The sequence below is a fragment of the Paraburkholderia sp. EG304 genome (assembly GCF_046543485.1).
In the GTDB taxonomy this organism is placed as follows: Bacteria; Pseudomonadota; Gammaproteobacteria; order Burkholderiales; family Burkholderiaceae; genus Paraburkholderia; species Paraburkholderia youngii.
In genome coordinates, this window is record NZ_JBKGUA010000033.1 from 12,646 (window position 1) to 30,999 (window position 18,354).

18 protein-coding genes are annotated in these 18,354 nt (G+C 63.5%); 7 read left to right on the forward strand and 11 right to left on the reverse strand.

Annotated features, from left to right (window positions below; genetic code table 11):
- Positions 1–348: 348 nt before the first annotated feature.
- Positions 349–1,068, reverse strand: coding sequence for a GntR family transcriptional regulator (locus ACLFKU_RS29785; RefSeq protein WP_013091210.1), 720 nt, complete (start codon positions 1,066–1,068; stop codon positions 349–351).
- Positions 1,046–1,264 (reverse strand): hypothetical protein, encoded by a 219-nt coding sequence (locus ACLFKU_RS29790; RefSeq protein WP_410851480.1) that lies wholly within the window; start codon positions 1,262–1,264, stop codon positions 1,046–1,048. Before ACLFKU_RS29790 ends, ACLFKU_RS29785 begins: the two co-directional genes overlap by 23 nt.
- Positions 1,265–1,634: 370 nt before the next feature.
- On the opposite strand from ACLFKU_RS29790, the gene shiA reads away from it, so the two are divergent.
- The 3 genes from shiA (at position 1,635) to ACLFKU_RS29805 (ending at position 4,909) form a co-directional block, all read left to right on the forward strand.
- Entirely contained in the window at positions 1,635–2,954 is a 1,320-nt protein-coding gene (gene shiA / locus ACLFKU_RS29795) for a shikimate transporter (protein ID WP_410851481.1), read from the forward strand.
- Positions 2,955–3,366: 412 nt separating this feature from the next.
- Positions 3,367–4,770, forward strand: coding sequence for an OFA family MFS transporter (locus ACLFKU_RS29800; protein ID WP_410851482.1), 1,404 nt, complete (start codon positions 3,367–3,369; stop codon positions 4,768–4,770).
- Positions 4,771–4,780: 10 nt separating this feature from the next.
- Positions 4,781–4,909 carry a hypothetical protein gene (locus tag ACLFKU_RS29805; protein ID WP_018437177.1) on the forward strand — a complete coding sequence of 43 codons (129 nt, stop codon included), beginning with the start codon at positions 4,781–4,783 and terminating at the stop codon, positions 4,907–4,909.
- A gap of 75 nt (positions 4,910–4,984) precedes the next feature.
- On the opposite strand, the gene ACLFKU_RS29810 is transcribed toward ACLFKU_RS29805, so the two are convergent.
- The 3 genes from ACLFKU_RS29810 to ACLFKU_RS29820 form a co-directional block, all read right to left on the reverse strand.
- Positions 4,985–6,019: an SGNH/GDSL hydrolase family protein gene (locus ACLFKU_RS29810; RefSeq protein ID WP_368584647.1), complete on the reverse strand. Its 1,035-nt coding sequence runs from the start codon at positions 6,017–6,019 to the stop codon at positions 4,985–4,987.
- Between the two features lie 120 nt (positions 6,020–6,139).
- Positions 6,140–6,565 carry a DUF3830 family protein gene (locus ACLFKU_RS29815; protein WP_410851483.1) on the reverse strand — a complete coding sequence of 142 codons (426 nt, stop codon included), beginning with the start codon at positions 6,563–6,565 and terminating at the stop codon, positions 6,140–6,142.
- Between the two features lie 279 nt (positions 6,566–6,844).
- The gene (locus tag ACLFKU_RS29820) at positions 6,845–7,756 is read right to left on the reverse strand and encodes a helix-turn-helix domain-containing protein (protein WP_410851484.1); all 912 of its coding nucleotides are present in this window, start codon (positions 7,754–7,756) and stop codon (positions 6,845–6,847) included.
- Positions 7,757–7,938: 182 nt separating this feature from the next.
- On the opposite strand from ACLFKU_RS29820, the gene ACLFKU_RS29825 reads away from it, so the two are divergent.
- Positions 7,939–8,940, forward strand: a complete 1,002-nt coding sequence (locus tag ACLFKU_RS29825; protein WP_410851485.1) for an autoinducer binding domain-containing protein — start codon at positions 7,939–7,941, stop codon at positions 8,938–8,940.
- Between the two features lie 84 nt (positions 8,941–9,024).
- Here ACLFKU_RS29825 and ACLFKU_RS29830 read toward each other — a convergent pair whose 3' ends face one another.
- The 4 genes from ACLFKU_RS29830 to ACLFKU_RS29845 all read right to left on the reverse strand — a co-directional run bounded on the left by ACLFKU_RS29830 (position 9,025) and on the right by ACLFKU_RS29845 (position 13,086).
- Complete coding sequence (locus ACLFKU_RS29830) at positions 9,025–9,786, reverse strand: ABC transporter permease (RefSeq protein WP_410851486.1); 762 nt, start codon at positions 9,784–9,786, stop codon at positions 9,025–9,027.
- Entirely contained in the window at positions 9,783–10,709 is a 927-nt protein-coding gene (locus tag ACLFKU_RS29835) for an ABC transporter ATP-binding protein (RefSeq protein WP_410851487.1), read from the reverse strand. The genes ACLFKU_RS29830 and ACLFKU_RS29835 overlap by 4 nt, the downstream gene beginning before the upstream one ends.
- Before the next feature lie 164 nt (positions 10,710–10,873).
- Complete coding sequence (locus tag ACLFKU_RS29840) at positions 10,874–12,805, reverse strand: response regulator (RefSeq protein ID WP_410851488.1); 1,932 nt, start codon at positions 12,803–12,805, stop codon at positions 10,874–10,876.
- Positions 12,802–13,086, reverse strand: a complete 285-nt coding sequence (locus ACLFKU_RS29845; protein WP_410851489.1) for a hypothetical protein — start codon at positions 13,084–13,086, stop codon at positions 12,802–12,804. The genes ACLFKU_RS29840 and ACLFKU_RS29845 overlap by 4 nt, the downstream gene beginning before the upstream one ends.
- 71 nt (positions 13,087–13,157) lie before the next feature.
- On the opposite strand from ACLFKU_RS29845, the gene ACLFKU_RS29850 reads away from it, so the two are divergent.
- Positions 13,158–13,607, forward strand: a complete 450-nt coding sequence (locus ACLFKU_RS29850) for a hypothetical protein (RefSeq protein ID WP_368584641.1) — start codon at positions 13,158–13,160, stop codon at positions 13,605–13,607.
- A 100-nt stretch (positions 13,608–13,707) separates the two neighbouring features.
- On the opposite strand, the gene ACLFKU_RS29855 is transcribed toward ACLFKU_RS29850, so the two are convergent.
- Positions 13,708–15,402: a tannase/feruloyl esterase family alpha/beta hydrolase gene (locus tag ACLFKU_RS29855; protein WP_410851490.1), complete on the reverse strand. Its 1,695-nt coding sequence runs from the start codon at positions 15,400–15,402 to the stop codon at positions 13,708–13,710.
- On the reverse strand, positions 15,399–16,514 hold the full coding sequence (locus ACLFKU_RS29860; protein ID WP_410851491.1) for an OpgC domain-containing protein: 1,116 nt from the start codon (positions 16,512–16,514) through the stop codon (positions 15,399–15,401). Before ACLFKU_RS29860 ends, ACLFKU_RS29855 begins: the two co-directional genes overlap by 4 nt.
- 331 nt (positions 16,515–16,845) lie before the next feature.
- Between ACLFKU_RS29860 and ACLFKU_RS29865 the strand changes: the two genes are divergently transcribed.
- Both ACLFKU_RS29865 and ACLFKU_RS29870 read left to right on the forward strand, forming a co-directional pair.
- Positions 16,846–17,994, forward strand: coding sequence for an acyltransferase family protein (locus ACLFKU_RS29865; protein WP_410851492.1), 1,149 nt, complete (start codon positions 16,846–16,848; stop codon positions 17,992–17,994).
- 86 nt (positions 17,995–18,080) lie between these two features.
- Positions 18,081–18,341, forward strand: coding sequence for a hypothetical protein (locus ACLFKU_RS29870; RefSeq protein WP_410851493.1), 261 nt, complete (start codon positions 18,081–18,083; stop codon positions 18,339–18,341).
- Positions 18,342–18,354 lie beyond the last annotated feature (13 nt).

The window sequence follows — 18,354 nt, forward strand, 5'->3', positions numbered from 1 at the left end:
CGGCTGCACCGACGTCTCACGGCTTCGAAGATACCGTATGTGATATATCACATTCGTTCAAGCCCAATTTCGAGACAGAAACGGCGCGAGGTTCTTACTGCTCAAGCCTGTCAGCCGTAGCTTTGCGCTGAATCTGCAAGGCTTTGCGGCGGTTGTTTCAAGGGAAAACACTGAGTCGCGAATGGCGGCTGTCACTGTTGATATATCACATACCATATTTTTCAGGCCGTCAAGCACGGTTTATCCCGCAGCGGGGTGCTCGCTCGAAGCGCGAACGCAAAAAGCCCGCGGTGCTTGCACACCGCGGGCTTTTCGAAGTCAGCAGGCAATCAGGGGCCTACGCCGCCATCAATCGAGAAAATCGCAATTGGCTTCGACGAACGCCGCGAGATCGAGCGAATGCTGACGCGTGAGCCGCTCCGCGAGTTCGGTATCGCGCTTCTCCAGCGCCTCGATGATGCGCAGATGATCGACGATCGAGCGCGCGGCCCGGTCGCTCTGCGAGATGGTCATGCGCCGGATCGCGCGCACGTGGATGAAGATGTTCTTGATCGTGTCGAGAATGATCTGCGACTTCGACAGCTCGACGATCGCCTGATGAAACGCGATGTTCGCATCCGAATACTCGGCGATATGCTCGGCCGGCGTCGTATCGCGGAAATTGTCGAACATATGGCGCAGGCGGCCGATTTCCTCGTCGGTCGCATGCAGCGTGGCGAGGCGCGCGGCCATGCTTTCGAGCGCGGCCCACATCTGGATCATCTCGACGATTTCGCGCTTGCTCTTGCGCACGATGTAGATGCCGCGCCGCGGCACCATGCGCAGGAAGCCCTCCTGCTCGAGCAGCGTCATCGCCTCGCGCACCGGCGTGCGGCTCACGCCGAGCGATTCGCTGAGCACGCGCTCGTCGAGACGGATTTCTTCGCGATTCTGGTAGATATCCGCGTCGGCGATTGCCTGACGCAGCATCGCATACGCCTGATCGCGCAAGCTCGCGCTAGCGCCGATGGGCTGCAACGACAGGGTCAACGGGGTGGCCACTGTTTCAGTTGGAAGTTCTGACGACATTCATCGCCTCTGCTTGAACACGCGCGCGATTCGGCGCCGCCGCTTTGCCGCGCTGCTCGCCGAGCCCCACGAAGCGGCCATGTTGCGATGCAAGCGCTCCGATCGAGTCGGGAATCCAGTCGGTCAGCAAAACGGTGGCGGCACAGCCCAACCCTACGACAGCAACGGCGAACAGCGCGAGAGGTACGAATTCCACGTGCAACTCCGAACGATTGAGAAAGATGATTCCTCAATCATATGCTGCAACGCCGCATTTTTCAATATTCGGTATGTAGTATATCAACGTCTGTTGTTTTTAAGATGCCCCACGTTAGCACGCCACAGGGCTTCATGGTTCGCCCACATCATTGCCCGCGATTGTCTCGTTGGCGCTTGGTGTAAACACGCAAAACGCGCGCTATTCGCGCAGCCCCGTGCGATGATCGCGCACTTTCACCATTGCGCGGATTGTGAATTCCGGGGCGCGTCATTAACCTTCCGGACGTCCTGCCGCGGAGCGATCGCGTCGAATGCCTTACCGGCGCGGCGCGATCGACTCAAGCCCATGTCACGTTGAAGGAGACTCGATGAGCACCACCCACCCGCAGGCCGCAGTGGCCACTCACCGCAAAGCGCGCAATCAGGCTCGCAAGGCCGCACTCGGCAGCTTTGTCGGCGCCGTGGTCGACTGGTACGACTTCCTGCTGTACGGCATCGTCGCCGCGCTCGTGTTCAACGCCGAGTTCTTCCCGAACGTCGGCCCGGCGATGGGCACGCTCGCCGCGTTCGCGACCTTCGGCGTCGGTTTCCTGTTCCGCCCGCTCGGCGGCTTCGTGTTCGGCCACTACGGCGACCGGCTCGGACGCAAGCGGATGCTGGTGCTCACCGTGATGATGATGGGTCTGTCGACGGCCGCGATCGGTCTGCTGCCGGCGTTTTCGACGATCGGTTGGCTCGCGCCGGTGCTGCTCGTCACGCTGCGCGCGGTCCAAGGCTTCGCGGTCGGCGGCGAATGGGGCGGCGCGGCGCTGATGGCGGTCGAGAGCGCGCCCGAGAAAAAGAAAGCCTTTTACAGCAGCGGCGTGCAGGTCGGCTACGGCGTCGGGCTCGTGCTGTCGACGGGTCTCGTCGCGCTGATCAGCCGCTCGATGGACAACGCCGCGTTCCTCAGCTGGGGCTGGCGTCTGCCGTTCCTGTTCAGTGTCGTGCTGGTGCTGATCGCGTTGTGGATCCGCTCGAGCATGGAGGAGTCGCAGGAGTTCGTCGAGAAGGTCGGCAAGCATGGCGAGCGCCGCGTGCGCCTGCCGATCGTCGAAGCGCTGCTGCGCCATCCGAAGGCCTTCCTGCTGATCATCGCGCTGCGGCTCGCCGAGCTGTTCACGATGTACATCGTGACCGCGTTCGCGCTGAGCTACTCGACGACGAACCTGCACATGCCGCGCGAATTCTTCCTGACGATCGGCTTCGTCGTCGGGGCGCTCAGCTGTGTGACGATCCCCTGCTTCGCGTGGCTCGCGGATCGCTTCGGCCGCCGTCGCATCTATATGATCGGCGCGCTGGTCGGCGTGTTCAGCGCGGTGCCGTTCTTCCTCGCGCTCGAAGCGCGTTCGACCGTATGGATCGTCGTGTTCGCGGTGATGCTCGCCAACATCGCACACGACATGGTCGTCAGCGTGCAGCAGCCGATGTTCACCGAGCTGTTCGGCACCGAGTACCGCTATAGCGGCGCGGGTGTCGGCTATCAGGTGGCGAGCGTGGTCGGCGGCGGCTTCACGCCGTTCATCGCGGTAGCGCTGGTCAGCTTCGCGGGCGGCTCGTGGCATCCGGTGGCCGCATATCTGGCAATCGGCTGTCTGATTTCGGTACTCGTTGCAGCGCGCATGAAGACCGGCCGCAAGATCGATTGATACCGGAAAACTCGACGTCGATACACGACGGGCCGACGCGGCAAAGAAGCCGCGCCGGCCCGTTTTTCTTTTTGCCGCGCGACGGGCGCGGCTCGTTTATTGCCGGGTTTGCATAGTGCCTCTAATCGGAAAGTTGGCGCGACCAGCTCGGCGCGTCCCACGATTTGCAGAGTCGCCTGAAGAATCCCCGCGTGTGACCAGGATCACACCTTATGTCCGCGCGCTTCATATTGCGAAGCCATCGTCCGCGTCCTATTGTCGACCCAGGCATGATTTTCGGGTGCTTGGGACGAGCCATATGAAATAAAAGTACATATAGCGATGACGAGACGGTCTGCACAAGTTACACTCCGCCGCCTCAGGTAAACGCACGAAACGCCGATAAACAGAACAACTGTAAGGAGACCCACTTATGAGTAGCATCAGCGAGCCGGGCAGCCAACAAGGTTCAGCCCCATTCTTTTCGAAACAGGCCACCATCGCGCAGCCCGGTTTCTCGCGCTGGATGGTGCCTCCGGCCGCGCTTGCCGTGCATCTGTGCATCGGCCAGGCCTACGCGTTCTCGGTCTTCAACGGACCGCTGACCAAGGTGATCGGCATCACGCAGTCCACGCCCGATGACTGGTCGCTGACCGCCTTGGGCTGGATCTTTTCGCTTGCGATCGTGTTCCTCGGTTTGTCGGCGGCGTTCGCCGGCAAATGGCTCGAACACGTCGGTCCGCGCCGCACGATGTTCACGGCCGCTTGCTGTTTCGGCGGCGGCTTCCTCGTGTCCGCGCTCGGTGTGTACCTGCATCAGATCGTGCTGCTGTATCTGGGCTACGGCGTGATCGGCGGGATCGGGCTGGGGCTCGGTTATGTGTCGCCGGTGTCGACGCTGATCCGCTGGTTTCCGGACCGCCGCGGCATGGCGACCGGCATGGCGATCATGGGCTTCGGCGGCGGCGCGATGATCGCGGCGCCGTTGTCGGTCGCGCTGATGAAGCACTTTCAAAGCGCGACGAGCATTGGCGTCGCGGAGACCTTCATCGTGCTCGGCATCGTCTATTTCATCTCGATGACGATCGGCGCGCTCGCGATCCGCGTGCCGCCGCCGGGCTGGAAGCCGGCCGGCTGGACGCCGCCCGCGGCGACGCAGCACCGACTGATCACGAGCAATCACGTGCATATCGACCAGGCGCTGAAGACACCGCAGTTCTATCTGATCTGGCTCGTGCTGTTCCTGAACGTGACGGCTGGCATCGGCATTCTCGGCCAGGCCTCGGTGATGATCCAGGAGAGCTTCAAGAACTCGGTGACAGCCGCTGCGGCGGCCGGCTTCGTCGGGCTCCTGTCGCTGTTCAACATGGGCGGCCGTTTCGTGTGGGCGTCGGCGTCGGACTGGATCGGCCGCAAGAACACCTACTACATCTTCTTCGCGCTCGGCGCGGTGCTCTACTACCTCGTGCCGAGCTTCGCCGCGAACGGACAGATCGCGCTGTTCGTGCTGACGTACTGCATCATCCTGTCGATGTACGGCGGCGGCTTCTCGACGGTGCCGGCCTATCTCGCCGACATGTTCGGCACGACGTTCGTCGGCGGCATTCATGGACGTCTGTTGACCGCGTGGGCCGCGGCCGGCGTCGCGGGTCCGGTGCTCGTCAACTACATCCGCGCGTATGAAGTCGCGAACGGCGTGGCGAAAGCGGACGCGTACACGATGACCGTACACATCATGGCCGTGCTGCTCGTGATCGGCTTTATCTGCAACCTGCTGGTCAAGCGTGTGGATGAGAAGCACCACATGACCGATGCACAAGTCGCCAAGGGCGCGTGAGGAGATCCGTATGTCGACCGTTCAAACTGTACATCCGACCAACAAGGTGATGCTCGCGGTGTTCTGGCTGTATGTGATGATTCCGCTTGCGTGGGGAGTGATCAATACGCTGACGCAGGCGACGAAGTTGTTCAAGTAAGGATGTGATGTGGTGCGCACCCCGGCCCGGTTGAGGGACGGGGTGCCGAAAACAGGCCACGCCGCGATGCCCCTCTCACCGCCCCAACCCGCTATGCGCGATTTGCTGCTCGACGAACTGCGCAAACAATGCATGCATATGCGTGGTCGGATGCAGATCATCGGCGAACATGTAAGTCTGATCCGCATTGGCGCTCACATAGGTCGCCGGCGAGCATAGCAGCGAGGTGTCATCGGGCGTTTTCTTCGGGTCGCAGGCCTGCCCCGTATTCGACACGGTAAAACCGTTCGCCTGAAAGTTTCCGATCACCTGATTCGTCCACGTGTACGAATCGACCTCGATCACCTTCGATTGCAGCCCATCGGTTTGCAGCGCGGTATTCAACGTAGCGTTGAATAGCTGCGACAACTGCGTGAGGTTCGCGCCACCATCGGGCGAAGCGAGCCCCTTCGGCGACAGCCCGATATTCGGCACATTGATCACCACCACATGCACGCCGCCGTTCTGCACGATCTGCCCGACGAGCTGGGCGAGCGTGGTGGCCGCCGCCTGCACGACCGGCGCGGCGGCGGGCAGGTTGCCGGCGCGCAGCACATCGTTCGAGCCCGCCCACACGAGCACGAGCTGATTGGCGTTGAAGCTACCGTGAGCGCCCAGATAGCTCGACAGTTGCTGATTGACGGGCATTTCGATGTTGCCGATGACGTCGCTCAGGTAGTCGTACTGGTTCGCCGGTGTCGCCACGGTCGAGCCGCCTTCCGCATAACCGAGGCCGTTCTGCGCACTCAGCTTGTGCGTGAAATCGATCGTGAACGCGGCGCTCAGCGTATCGCCGTAGTATTGCGCGACGTTCTGGGCCCATACCTGGCCGGGATTGGTCGTGAAACGCCCGCCGCCCACCGCACTCGCGAGCGGCGCATAAGTCCCGACGTCCGACAGGCTGTCGCCGAACGACACCACCTGCAGCTTGACGCCGCCGGCGGGCTCGGTCGCCGTGCTGCTGCCAGTACTCGATCCGCCGCTGCCGCTACCGCCCCCGCCGCAAGCGGACAGCAGCACGATCGACATGGCAAAAACTACAGCGCAGACCTTGTCATTTATGCCTCGCATTTGCTCCTCCTCGCCGGGCGGGCCAGACAGTGCCGCGTGCCTGACGTGCGCGGTCGGTATCTGACCGCACGCGGCTCTTCAACCAAGCATCGCTTATGCCCAGCAAGGAAGTGCGGCCGCTCAAAGCCTCTCGAACACCACCTCCTGCGCGCCTTCCCACAGCACCTTGGTGCCGAGTTCGCGCAGTTTCTCCTTGCCTTCGACGATCGTCAGAAAATGATTGCCAGCGAGCTGCCCCAGCTTGCTCGCGAAGCAGCACGAGCCATAGGCGAGGATGATCTCGGTCTCGCTATAGCCGCCCGGATAGAACAGAATGTCGCCGACCGATGGATGGCTCGTGTGATTCTCGAAGCCGACCGCGACGCCGTCGTTCTCGAGCTTGAATTCACCGAGCGGCACCCAGCAGCCCTCGCCGCTCCAGCGCACGTGGATCAGCTTCTGCCGGTACGGCAGCAGTTTCAGGAACGCGGCCACGGTCTGCGGCGCATCGGGATGCGTTTCGGCGATGAAGGTGTGGCCGCAGGCGGTCATCTTGAGTCGGGTCATGGCGCGTTATCCGGTGTGTGAAATTGAAAGGCGCTTCGATTCTGTCGTCCGATGCAAGGCTTCGACAGGTACAGTTGTCCGCGTCCCGGTCAGTCCAGTTAGACCACATACGATCGCGGGTGGCGGGCCGAGCCGCAAAGCCTTGCGCGACGTGCCATGCCAGCTTGCGGTGCGCGCCGCCACGAATGTTCGTAGTTTGCAAGCCGCGCAATGCAACGCACACTGCGCAGGTGCGTGATTCCGACTGGAGAAAAGACGAGCCGTCACGGCTCGTCCATCTCAACCGCGCAGCCGGTAGGCGAGTGGCGTCGCGCCATAGCCACGCTTGAATTGCACCGAGAAGTGACTGGCATTCTCGAAGCCGACTTCGAGCGCGATTTGCAGCACGGTTCGATCCGTGGCGCGCAGCAGCCTCGCCGCTTCCTCGAGCCGTAAGCGCGTGACGAACTGATGCGGCGTCTCCCCGGTCTCGCGGCGAAACACCCGGGCAAAATGAAAACTGCTTAGGCCGGCCTGCTCGGCCAGTTCGGCGATCGCCAGGTCTTCGGCGAGATTGGCGCGGATGTAGTCCGTCACCCGGCGGATGCGGCGCGGCACCAGCCGTTCCGGTTCCGTCGCGTTGTGGCGCCGCGCGCCGTCGCCGCCCGAATAGTGCTGCAGCAGGTGCGCGGCGAGCGCGTGAACCAGCGTATCGACATACAGACGCGAATCGGCGGGATCGCGGGCGGCGCGATGCAGTGCGGCAAGCATCGCGGCGATCAGCGGATCGTTGAAGCGCATTGCGTCGCCGAGCGACAGTTCACGCGACGTGTCGAGTCCCATCTGTTGCGCGACGCTGTCGATCAGATCGCGCTCGATGTGCACGTGCAAGGTAGACAACGGCTCGTCGCTGATCGAATGCCAGCGCCACGAGATCGGCGTGGGCGGCACGAACCACAGGTCGTTCACGCGCATATCGGCGCTTTCCCAAGCTCCGCCGAGGTTGCGTTCGAGATGCTCGGCGCCGCTCGCGAGCGTCATCAGCGTGAAGTCGCGCAAACCGGGCGCTTCGAGCAGGTCTTGCCGCACCGGCTCGAGATACGAGCGCAGCACCAGATGCCGCCACTCGCGATCCACGCTCGACACGAGTCGCTGGCCGGCCATATAGCGGTCGTAGGCGAGCGTCGTCGTGAGCTTGGGAATTCGTGCCATCACATCCCTTCGAAGGAGGTGCCGTATGGAAGGAGAAGCGCCGCCGTACCTGTATTGCCGGTCCACTGTCAGCGCAAGATCACAAAAATGATAGCAAGGAACCGGCTACCGACATTTCACGAAATCGCTAATCATTGAGGTTGTCGTATTTCACGCGTTTAGAACGCCGGAGCTACCGTTTCATGGAACATGAATGCGATACGCTGCCGCAATGGCTGAACGGCTCGCCGCAAGGCGAAGCCGGGCACGCGTCGGCAGTACACCCGAGAGCGGCATCCGCCCAACCGGCTTACCCGGCCGGCGCGCGGCACGCCGCGAAATCAGCCCACGCGGCTGAAGCAGTGAAGATGTCTCCCCGCACCGCGAATGGCGCGGGGCGCAGTGGCTTTCTGACTCTGTTTACCGAGGAAGAGATCGGCACGCCGTCGCCCGCGGCGCGCCGGGCCGCGCCGCTGATCAGTCCGCTCGGACGGTTCGGCAGCGCGCAGCACCGCATGGAGTTCGTGCGCCAGCGCATCAGGCAACTGGGCTTCGACTCGTTCAGCTATACCGCCACGCGCACGTCGTCGCATCACAAGACGATGTTCGTGTTGACGAGCTACGAATCGCAGGCATGGCTCACGCGCTATTTCCGCGAGCGCTATTTCGAGCTCGATCCGCGCGTCGCGCACGCGTCGCCGACCGGCATGCCGTTTTTGTGGAATACCGCCGATCTGCGCGCCGATCTGCCGCGCGCGCAGTTGCGCAGCGAGCGGCTTGGCGCCTTGATCGACATGCTGGAAGCAGCCGGGCGCAAGAGCGGCATTCTCACGCAGATGCCGCTGCCGGAGCCGGAGCTGAGCGCGAGCCTGTGCTTCAACTCGGCGATCGGCAACCCGCGCTGGATGACCGAATCGATCGTCGCGGAAACGCTGATGTTCGCGCACTCGATTCACGAGTTCATCTGGACCCACGCGAAAAGCGTGATCGGCATCGCGCCCGCGCAGCAGCAGCGCATCGCGCTCAGCAAGCTGCAGCATGCGGTGCTGAAGGCGGTCGTGCAGGGGCAGCGGGACAAGGAGATCGCGTATTTCCTCGGGCTCTCGCCGCATAACGTCGACTATCATCTGCGGCGCTTGCGGCAGTTGTTCAACGTGCGCAATCGCGTGCAGCTGATCAATGTCGCGCAGGCGTATCTGTCGTAGCCGGCGTCACCGCGTATCGATGAAGAGGGCGCGACGGCTTTTCGCTGTCGCGCCCTCTCCTCATTTCAGCCGGGGATATGGCGGCTAACTTTTCAACCGATAGCCGGTCCTGAAGATCCAGCCGACGATCACGAGGAACACCGCGAGAAACAGCAGCGTCATGCCGAGACTCAGGCCGACGCCGACGTCGCCCAACTCGAAGAAGCTCCAGCGAAACCCGCTGACCAGGTAGACGATCGGATTGAACAGCGTGACGGCGCGCCAGAACGGCGGCAGCATGTCGACCGAATAGAACGCGCCGCCGAGGAACGTCAGCGGCGTGACGATCAACAGCGGCACCAGTTGCAGCTTCTCGAAGCTGTCGGCCCAGATGCCGATGATGAAGCCGAGCAGACTGAAAGTGACCGCCGTCAGCACGAGAAAGAGCACCATCCAGAGCGGATGCATGATCTGCAACGGCACGAACAGCGCGGCGGTCGCGAGAATGATGAGTCCGAGCAGGATCGACTTGGTGGCCGCCGCGCCCACGTAGCTGACGACGATCTCCAGATACGATACGGGCGCCGACAGCAGCTCGTAGATCGTGCCGGTGAAACGCGGAAAGTAAATCCCGAACGACGCGTTCGCGATGCTTTGCGACAGCAGCGACAGCATGATCAACCCCGGCACGATGAACGCGCCATAGCTGATGCCCTCCACTTCCTTGATGCGCGACCCGATCGCCGAGCCGAACACGACGAAATACAGCGAAGTGGAAATGACCGGCGCGATGATGCTTTGCATCAGCGTGCGCCACGTGCGCGCCATTTCGAACTTGTAGATTGCGCGCATTGCGTAGATGTTCATGGGTTCCCCCGCAGCAGGCTGACGAAAATGTCTTCGAGCGAACTCTGCGTGGTGTGCAGGTCCTTGAAGCGGATGCCGGCATCGTCGAGCGACTTCAGCAGCGCGATGATGTCGGTGCGGCCGCCCTCGCCTTCGTAGGTATAGATCAGCTCGTTGCCGCCGTTCGCGACCGCGAGCCCGTAGCCTGCGAGCGCAGCCGGCACATCGTCGAGCGGGTACTCCAGTTGGAGCGTCAACTGCTTGGTGCCGAGCTTGCGCATCAGCTCGGTCTTCTCTTCGACCAGCATGATCTCGCCCGCATTGATCACGCCGATGCGATCGGCCATCTCTTCCGCTTCGTCGATGTAATGCGTGGTCAGGATGATCGTCACGCCGCTCTCTGCGAGCGAGCGCACGAGCTTCCACATGTCGCGCCGCAGCTCGACGTCGACGCCGGCGGTCGGTTCGTCGAGAAACAGCACGCGCGGCTCGTGCGACAGCGCCTTGGCGATCAGCACGCGCCGCTTCATGCCGCCCGACAGCGTGATGATCTTGTTGTTGCGCTTCTCCCAGAGCGACAGGTCGCGCAGCACTTTCTCGATGTAAGCGGGGTTCTTCGGCTTGCCGAACAGGCCGCGGCTGAACGACACGGTGGCCCAGACGGTTTCGAACGCGTCGGTGGTCAGCTCCTGCGGCACGAGGCCGATCAGCGAGCGGGCCGCACGATAGTTCGCGCCGATGTCGTGACCGTCTACCGTCACGCTGCCTTCGCTCGCGTTGACGATGCCGCAGACGATGCTGATCAGCGTGGTCTTGCCCGCGCCGTTCGGCCCGAGCAGCGCAAAGATTTCTCCACGGTGGATCGCCAGATTGATGTTCTTCAGTGCCCGAAAACCGCTGGCATAGGTTTTCGACAGATTCGTGACCGAAACGATTGGCTGCATGGACTCGATGATGGCAGACACCGCTGTTGAATGAGGGAAACCGGCGCGAACGGACGCGCCGCATCCGCAATGTAATGGAAAGTGGGAAAGCCTGCAGAGCACGAAAGCACGCCGCCGCGGATTCGCCACGGCGCGGGATAGTTCGGCTTACTGATGGCAGCCTTTTACGCCGACGCGCTGTGTTGCGCGCCCGGAAAGCGGCTTGCGATCACATTCTGGATTTCCTCGACCGACACCGGCTTCACCAGATGATGATCGAAGCCGGCCTCGCGCGAGTGCTGCCGGTCGGTGGCCTGGCCATAGCCGGTCACGGCGATCAGCAGCGCGCCCACGGTGGGCGGACGGCGGCGCATCTCCCGCGCGAGCTCGAAGCCGTCCATGCCGGGCAGGCCGAGGTCGAGCAGCACGATCTGCGGCTGGAAGTGCGCGGCCAGTTCTAGCGCGGTGTTGGCTTCGTGCGCGACGCGCACCGCGTACCCGTCCGCCTGCAGCACCAGCGACAACGCGAGCGCCGCATCGACGCTGTCGTCGACGAGCAGCACGCGCAGCGCCTCGCCGCCGTGGCCCGGCACGGCTTCGGGCGCCGCCGTCGACGCTTGCGCGGCGTCGGCAAGCCGCGTCAGCGGCAAACGCACGACGAACTTGCTGCCGCGCCCCAATCCCGCCGAGAACGCCTCGATCCGGCCGCCGTGCAACTCGACCAGTGTACGCGCGAGCGGCAGGCCGATGCCGAGGCCGCCTTCGGAGCGTTCGATCGAGATTTCCGATTGCACGAACAGATCGAAGATGTGCGGGATCGTTTCGGCGCCGATGCCCACGCCGTTGTCGCGTACGCTGATCAGCACGTCGTCGCCCGCTTCGCGGACTTCGATGCGGATGTCGCCGCGCTGCGGCGTGTACTTCGCCGCATTCGACAGCACATTGCCGAGTACCTGCGCGATCCGCACGCCGTCGCCGACGACGAACAGCGGCTCGCCGGGCAGATCGGTGGTGAGCGTATGGCCCTTGCGATTCAACGCGGGCCGCACGGTTTCGATCGCGGCCTCGAGCGCGGCGGCCAGCTCCACGATCTCGTGGCGCAGCGTGATCTTGCCCTGCGTGATGCGCGCAACATCCAGCAGATCATCGACGAGCCGGCTCAGATGCTTGACCTGGCGCCCGATCACCGCGCGCATCGCCTCGAAGCTTTGCTGCGACGGCGCACGGCTCGGGTCGAGCAGTTCGATCGCGTTGCGAATCGGCGCGAGCGGATTGCGCAGCTCGTGCGCGAGCATCGCGAGGAACTCGTCCTTGCGGCGATCGGCGTCGCGCAACGCCATCTCGTTGGCCTTGCGATCCGAAATATCGTTGACGATGCCGGCGAGCCGATAGATGCGCCCGCGCGCGTCGCGCACCGGAAAGCCGCGCTCGACGGCCCAGCGCGTCTCGCCGTCGGGCCGCACGATCCGGTATTCGATCTCGTACGCGACACCGGTCGCGAGCGCGCGATACGCGGCCTCGACCGCGGCCTCGTCCTGCGGATCAATGTGGTTGGCCCAGTGGCGCCCGCTCGGCGTCGGCTCGTGCGCCGCGTCGCCCCACAGACGTCGATACGCGGGGCTCACATACAGCAGTTGCGCGCTCGATGGGTCGAGCATCCAGAACACGTCGTCGATGTTCTCGGCCATCTGCCGGAAGCGTTCTTCGCTCTCGCGCAACGCGCCCTCCGCGCGGCGCACGCGCAGCAGCGCGCGCACCTGCGCGATCAGCTCGGCCGGCTCGACCGGCTCGGTCAAATAGCTGTCCGCGCCGCCTTCGAGGCCGCGCACCCGGTCCATGCTCTGCACCGCCGCCGCCGACGTGTGGATCACGAGCACGCCCGAGGTCTCGGGCGCGGCCTTGATGCGGCGGCACACTTCGAAGCCGTTCAGATCGGGCAGATTGACGTCGAGCAGCACGAGGTCCGGCTGCGAAATGCGTGCGCGCTCGATCGCTTCGGCGCCGTTGCCGGCCTCGATCACGATGAAGCCCGCGCGCGAAAGAATGCGCGTTTTCGCGTAACGAGCGCCTTCGTTATCGTCGACGTTGAGGATCAGATTCGCGTTCGCATCGGTCATGAAAAGGCGTGTCCGTAGGAGAATGCCCGCGCGCCGCCCAGACCCTCGCCCAATCCGCTGCGGCTCGTGAAACCGTCGGTCAACGCCACCTGAAGATCAGCAATTCCCGGACCCTGTTCGATGAAGGCGAGCCGCGGACCGATGCGGCCATTGCGTTGCACCGTGCAGGAGTAGACCTCGCCGCCGCGGCCATACGTCAGCGTGTTGCGCGCGAGTTCGCTCGCCGGGCTCACCGTTTCAGCGTCGAGCACACGCGCCATCGCGGCGGTCTCGCCGATCATCGGCCGATGAACCCCGAGGCACACCCCTTGCGAGGTTCACATGGCACCAACCCTTTTCGTGGAGGTGAATCATGAAACGCATGACCAGGACAATCTTTGCTTCCGCGCTCGTGATGGCGTTGTCGGGTGGCATATACGCGCAGGCGGGCGGCGCTGGCGGCGCGGGCGCCGGCGGTAGTGCAGGAGGCGCGGGCGGCGGTGCTGCCGGCGGCACGAGCGGCGGTGGCGGTGGCGCGGGGGGCACCGGCATCGGCGCCGGTGGCGGCACGACCGGCGGCGCGGGCGGTACGGCCACTCCGGGCGTCGGCCCGGGCTCGGTCCGCACGCCGGGCAACACCGGCTCCGGCTACGGTTCGCCTGGTGTGACGGGCACCGGCGGCGGGATGGGCACCGGCACCGGCGCGACCCCGAATAGCCCGGCGACCGGTGGTTCGACAGGCGGCATGGGCAACAACATGAACGGAACCGGCAACAACATGAACAACGACATGAACAACGGCAGGATGCAGAACGGGCAATAACGGCCGTTGAGCTTCACCGGGCGACGCGGCATCGAGTTGCCGCGTCGCCGTTTTTTTTGTGCGGCCCGCTCGTCGACATAGCGCTGCGACGACTCAGACCTCAAGGCTGCACACAGACAAAACTACTCGCCAGATTTACATTGCCTTTGCCGATATAACGCGGAAACCCGGGATAGCGGCACAGCGGCCGCGAACGTCCATTCGTCGCCGCGGCGAGATCGGTGGCCGTCAGCGTTTCGGGCGCGACGCCGCGCGTGACCCATGCGTCGAGCGCGCCGAGCAGATCGACCGAGGGGATGAACACGCCGCTGCCATGCTGAAACCCCGGCACCATGTAGAGCCGCATGAATCGATCGACCTCTTCCTTGCCGAAACGCGCGATCAGCGCATCGTGATACGCGATCGTCTGGTTCGGGCTGATCACTTCGTCGGCGAGGCCTTGCAGCGTGATCAGCTTGCCGCCGTGCGCGATATAGCGCGACAGGTCCGGGTTCATCGAGCCGATCGTGGCCGACAGCGCGATCAGTTGCGAGCGATATTTACCGGGCCGTTGCGGATCGAACGTGAACGAATCGAACTGCGCGTCGCGCGCGACGAAGTAGCGCAGATAGCCGTCCCCTTGCGCGAACAGATAACCATTCGCACCGAACGTCGGCACCGGCTGACGCCGCGGTTGATGCGCGAGCCCGAGCGCGCCGGTCAGTTGCGTGCCCTGGAACACGTTGTAGCCGCGATAGCCGCTCACGCCCCACGCGAGCCGATACGGCAGCGACAGCCCATCGCGCATCACCAGCAAGGTGGCCAATTGCGCGTCGGTCAGACACGCATCGTGCGATGAAGGCCGCAGCGCGCAGCGCAGCGAATCGATAATTTGCGACTGGTGCGCGCGGCAGGCTTCGACGTCACTGACGATGCCATCCGCGGTGCCGTCGAGCCGGTCGCATACCTCGAGCGTGCGTTGATGGACGGCTTCGAGCAGCGCCGGCGGCACGAAGCCACCCGGCGTGCCGTATTCGGCCTGGCCGAGTTTCACGCCGATCAGCCGCACACCGGAAAAATTCAGCGCGGGCGAATTGGCGATCACGCCGTCGTAGTCGTCGGGAAAGCGCTGCATCACCGTGTAGCCTTCGCGGCCACCCGTCGAACCGCCGCCAAAATACATGCGCTGCGGCGGCCTGCCGTACGCGTTCGCGATCAGCGCGAGCGCGACGTCGTGGGTCTTCTTCAGATGCGCGTAGCCGAAGTTCGTCACCGCTTCATCGACGAGACCAAACTGCGCGAGCGACGAATCGCCGACATGCCCCGAGTCGTCGCCGAACGTCGCATAGCCTTGCGCGAGCGGCGCGCGATCCGGCGAGAACGGCATCACGCCAATGCCGCTGACGACCACGCCGTTGTATCCGCCTCCGCCGATCTGCAACGCGCGGCCATTCCAGCGGCGCGGCAGATTCAGATCGAAGCGGATGTCGGGTGTCGTCGGATTCAGTGCCTTGATGCGGCCCGTGATGCGGCAATACTCGCCGCCTTGCTGATTGCCCTGCGCGGTCGCGCCGATCATCGCCGCGCTTTCGATCAGCGCGCCCGCCGTCGGCATCTCGATCAGTTCGGGCGACAGCACCGCGCCCGCGAACTCCGCGCAGTGCATCGCGAACGGTGTTTCTTTGGCCTGCGCGGCCGTGCGAAGTATCGCAAGCCACGCGAGCACGACGACGCTCATCATGGTTGCGAGTCCAATGAGCTTGCGCGTGGTGCGCATCGTAGTCGTGACGCGCCCACGGCGCTCGCGTCGAGTCATCCGCAACCCGCGCCTTTCGCCTGCGCGCCCGGCTGCTGCGCCTTCCAGCCGCTCCAGCCGCGCGCGATCATCAGCAGCGCGCCGATCGCCGCGAGGTCGCCGCCGAGCCCGACCAGCACCGCGCGAAAACCATGAAAGGTGTGCGGTGTCGCCGTGTCGATGATCAACGACACCAGCGTGCCGGTGACGAAGCACACCAGTCCGGCGCGCCCGACCGTCACCACGGCGGGCAGCCGCCTCGCGAGCCACGCGATGCTGCCCATCCGCACGAACCGGGCGGCGAGCCACGCGATGACGATGAAATTGATCACACGTTCCATTGAAAGATTCTGTTTGTGCGTGCCGGGCAAAGGCTGCGTCAGCACGAAAAGTTTGACGATCGCGAAGGCAAGCACCGTAACGACCGCGACGCGCGTGAACCACTGGGCGGCGGAGCTCGCATGAAAACGTTCGCTGATCGGCTGCACACGACACAGCATGCCGAGTACGAACATCAGCTGCCACGCAAACGGATTAAAAGCCCAGCCGGCGACATCGTCAATGCTGAATAACGCGGCAAGCGGCCGCGCGACGGCCCACACCGCGAGGCTCACCGCAAGCGCGAGGGATACCGAGCGGCGCGCGAGCGGCACCATCACCGGCACACATAGCGCGAACAGCACGTACATCGGCAGCACGCTGGACAGATACGGCTGCCGGCGTAACAGCGCGATATCGAATGCCTCATGCCACGGCTGCAACGCGAACGGCGGCCAGCCAGTCATTTCTACCATCGCCCGATTCAGATCGAGCCGCGCGAGAACCGCGCCGGACACGAGCATCAGCATCGCCGTCAACAGATACGCGCGATAGATTTCCCCGCAGCGTTTGACGAAACGCATCTGCGCCGCGTGTTCGCCGCGATGCGCAAGCACCGCCGTATACGCCGCCGCCGATGCATAGCCGCCCAGAAACACGAACACCTCGGCTGAATCGCACAATGCGTACGCGTGCAGCATCAGATGCGATAGCGTGCTGCCGGGAATGTGATCGAGCACGATGACGATCAGCACGATACCGCGAAAGAAATCGACTTCGACCGATCGTCCACGACCACGGCCAGATGTTTCCATTCGTCTTCTCGAAGAATGCGCGCGCCGAGCGCACGCAAGAACGTGAATGGCCACGCGTCAGCGGCCAATGCCGTGCGAACTGCAAAAGGCTAATTCGTTCCCCCGCATCGCCTGATTGAAATCGAGTCGTTGGCGACTGGTAATACTCGGTGCGTCTTTAACGAACGCGCGGAAAGTTTTGCGGCTTTCATGCACGAAACAAGGACGCCCGCAATTGATGGGCGAACACAAGCCTAGAAAAAAAACCATCGAACGCGCGCGGCGATTTTTTTCGCATTTTTTCCCCGTACGATGTTTTCGTGCTTTTCAGCCGCTTTGCGAATAGAGGTTTATGAAAAACAGAATTGCCGGATTCGATGGGTTGCGCGCGATCGCCGTGCTCATGGTGTTTTTGCAGCATCGACTATTCGGCGACATCGGCGAGATCGGGCATCTCGGCGTGTGGATCTTCTTTGCGCTGAGCGGTTTTCTGATCATCGGCATCCTGTCGTCGCAACGCGCGCGCATTGAATCAGGCGACAGCCGTTTCGGCGCCGAACTCGCACGCTTTCTGTCTCGTCGTACGGTGCGCATCTTTCCGATCTATTACCTGATGCTCGTCGTGATGTGCGTGCTGATGGCCTTCGGCCTCGCGAATCCGGAACTCGCGAGCGGCATGCCGTTTCACTTCGCGTATCTGTCCAACTTCTGGATCGGCTCGGTGCTGCGCTACTGGCCGGGCCGCTATTCGCACTTGTGGAGCCTCGCGATCGAGGAGCAGTTCTATCTCGTGGTTGCGCCGCTTTTGCTGCTGCTCTCCGCGCGGCGACATCGAACGGCATGTTGCGCGATCGTGGCCCTCGGTCTTGCCGGGTTGTTCGCGATGCGCGCCGCGCATTGGGATGAGATCACCATCTATACGCACCCGTTGAGCAATGTCTGGCTTCTCGCGTTAGGCGGTATCGGTGGCCTGGTGATCGCGGACGATCGCGGCCGCGTGCGTGCCTGGCTCGGTCATGGCCTGACGCTGTTCGCGCTGAGTCTCGTCGTGATCGGTTTGTGCGCGGCCGAGCCGAGATGGAACACGCTCGACGATCCGTTGCTGTTTACCGCGATCAGCGCAATGTACGGAATCGGTATTGCGGCGCTAGTGGCGTCGATTGCGTGTTGCCGCAATGCTGCCGTGATGGGTCTGCTGCAGACGCGTTGGCTTGCCGGTCTTGGGCGCATCAGTTACGGCTTTTATCTGTATCACAACCTGATCCCCGATCTGACGCGCAACCGTCATGCCGAAGCGTTGTCCGGCGGCACCGTGCCGATCTGGGCACATATGCTCGGCGTCGTCGCATCGTTTGCGATTTCGCTAGGCATTGCGTTGCTGTCGTGGCGGCTGATCGAGGCGCCGATTCTGCAGCTACGCGGATCACGCCATCATTCGGCCTCACCCAGCGGCCTCCCCTCACCTGATGCACTCCACGTGACCGAACCGGCCAAACGATAGAAGAACGCCTGTATCAAACATCCGCCACGGGACCGTGGCACGCGCATTGCGACCCGAGGGCTTATCTTCAGCAACTGGAGAGCATTGTGTCGAACACCGCCAATTCCCCGAACGAGCCTGATCGCCCAGCGGACGAGGATCCCGGCAGTCCACCCGCCGAGGTCTCGAAGCCCATCGGCGATGCAATCCCGACTCCGGTCGAACCGGGCCTCGACCAGCCTCTGCCGAAGAAAGGCGAAACCCCCGAACCGGACCCGAGCATATCCGGCCAAGGGGGCGGCAACCCGTTGGGTGATACCGATGCGCCGCCGGGCGTGCCCGACCCGGGATCGTCCGACTTCGCGTAGCGCTGCGAAGCGA

What these genes read in the sequence shown, in the direction of transcription:
- shiA (WP_410851481.1), top strand. Translation starts at nt 1,635, where the DNA reads ATGAGCACCACCCACCCGCAGGCCGCAGTGGCCACTCACCGCAAAGCG.
- ACLFKU_RS29860 (WP_410851491.1), bottom strand. Translation starts at nt 16,514, where the DNA reads ATGGAAACATCTGGCCGTGGTCGTGGACGATCGGTCGAAGTCGATTTC.
- ACLFKU_RS29815 (WP_410851483.1), bottom strand. Translation starts at nt 6,565, where the DNA reads ATGACCCGACTCAAGATGACCGCCTGCGGCCACACCTTCATCGCCGAA.
- ACLFKU_RS29810 (WP_368584647.1), bottom strand. Translation starts at nt 6,019, where the DNA reads ATGCGAGGCATAAATGACAAGGTCTGCGCTGTAGTTTTTGCCATGTCG.
- ACLFKU_RS29785 (WP_013091210.1), bottom strand. Translation starts at nt 1,068, where the DNA reads ATGTCGTCAGAACTTCCAACTGAAACAGTGGCCACCCCGTTGACCCTG.
- ACLFKU_RS29830 (WP_410851486.1), bottom strand. Translation starts at nt 9,786, where the DNA reads ATGAACATCTACGCAATGCGCGCAATCTACAAGTTCGAAATGGCGCGC.
- ACLFKU_RS29850 (WP_368584641.1), top strand. Translation starts at nt 13,158, where the DNA reads ATGAAACGCATGACCAGGACAATCTTTGCTTCCGCGCTCGTGATGGCG.
- ACLFKU_RS29820 (WP_410851484.1), bottom strand. Translation starts at nt 7,756, where the DNA reads ATGGCACGAATTCCCAAGCTCACGACGACGCTCGCCTACGACCGCTAT.
- ACLFKU_RS29865 (WP_410851492.1), top strand. Translation starts at nt 16,846, where the DNA reads ATGAAAAACAGAATTGCCGGATTCGATGGGTTGCGCGCGATCGCCGTG.
- ACLFKU_RS29840 (WP_410851488.1), bottom strand. Translation starts at nt 12,805, where the DNA reads ATGACCGATGCGAACGCGAATCTGATCCTCAACGTCGACGATAACGAA.
- ACLFKU_RS29835 (WP_410851487.1), bottom strand. Translation starts at nt 10,709, where the DNA reads ATGCAGCCAATCGTTTCGGTCACGAATCTGTCGAAAACCTATGCCAGC.
- ACLFKU_RS29855 (WP_410851490.1), bottom strand. Translation starts at nt 15,402, where the DNA reads ATGACTCGACGCGAGCGCCGTGGGCGCGTCACGACTACGATGCGCACC.
- ACLFKU_RS29825 (WP_410851485.1), top strand. Translation starts at nt 7,939, where the DNA reads ATGGAACATGAATGCGATACGCTGCCGCAATGGCTGAACGGCTCGCCG.
- ACLFKU_RS29800 (WP_410851482.1), top strand. Translation starts at nt 3,367, where the DNA reads ATGAGTAGCATCAGCGAGCCGGGCAGCCAACAAGGTTCAGCCCCATTC.
- ACLFKU_RS29845 (WP_410851489.1), bottom strand. Translation starts at nt 13,086, where the DNA reads ATGATCGGCGAGACCGCCGCGATGGCGCGTGTGCTCGACGCTGAAACG.
- ACLFKU_RS29805 (WP_018437177.1), top strand. Translation starts at nt 4,781, where the DNA reads ATGTCGACCGTTCAAACTGTACATCCGACCAACAAGGTGATGCTCGCG.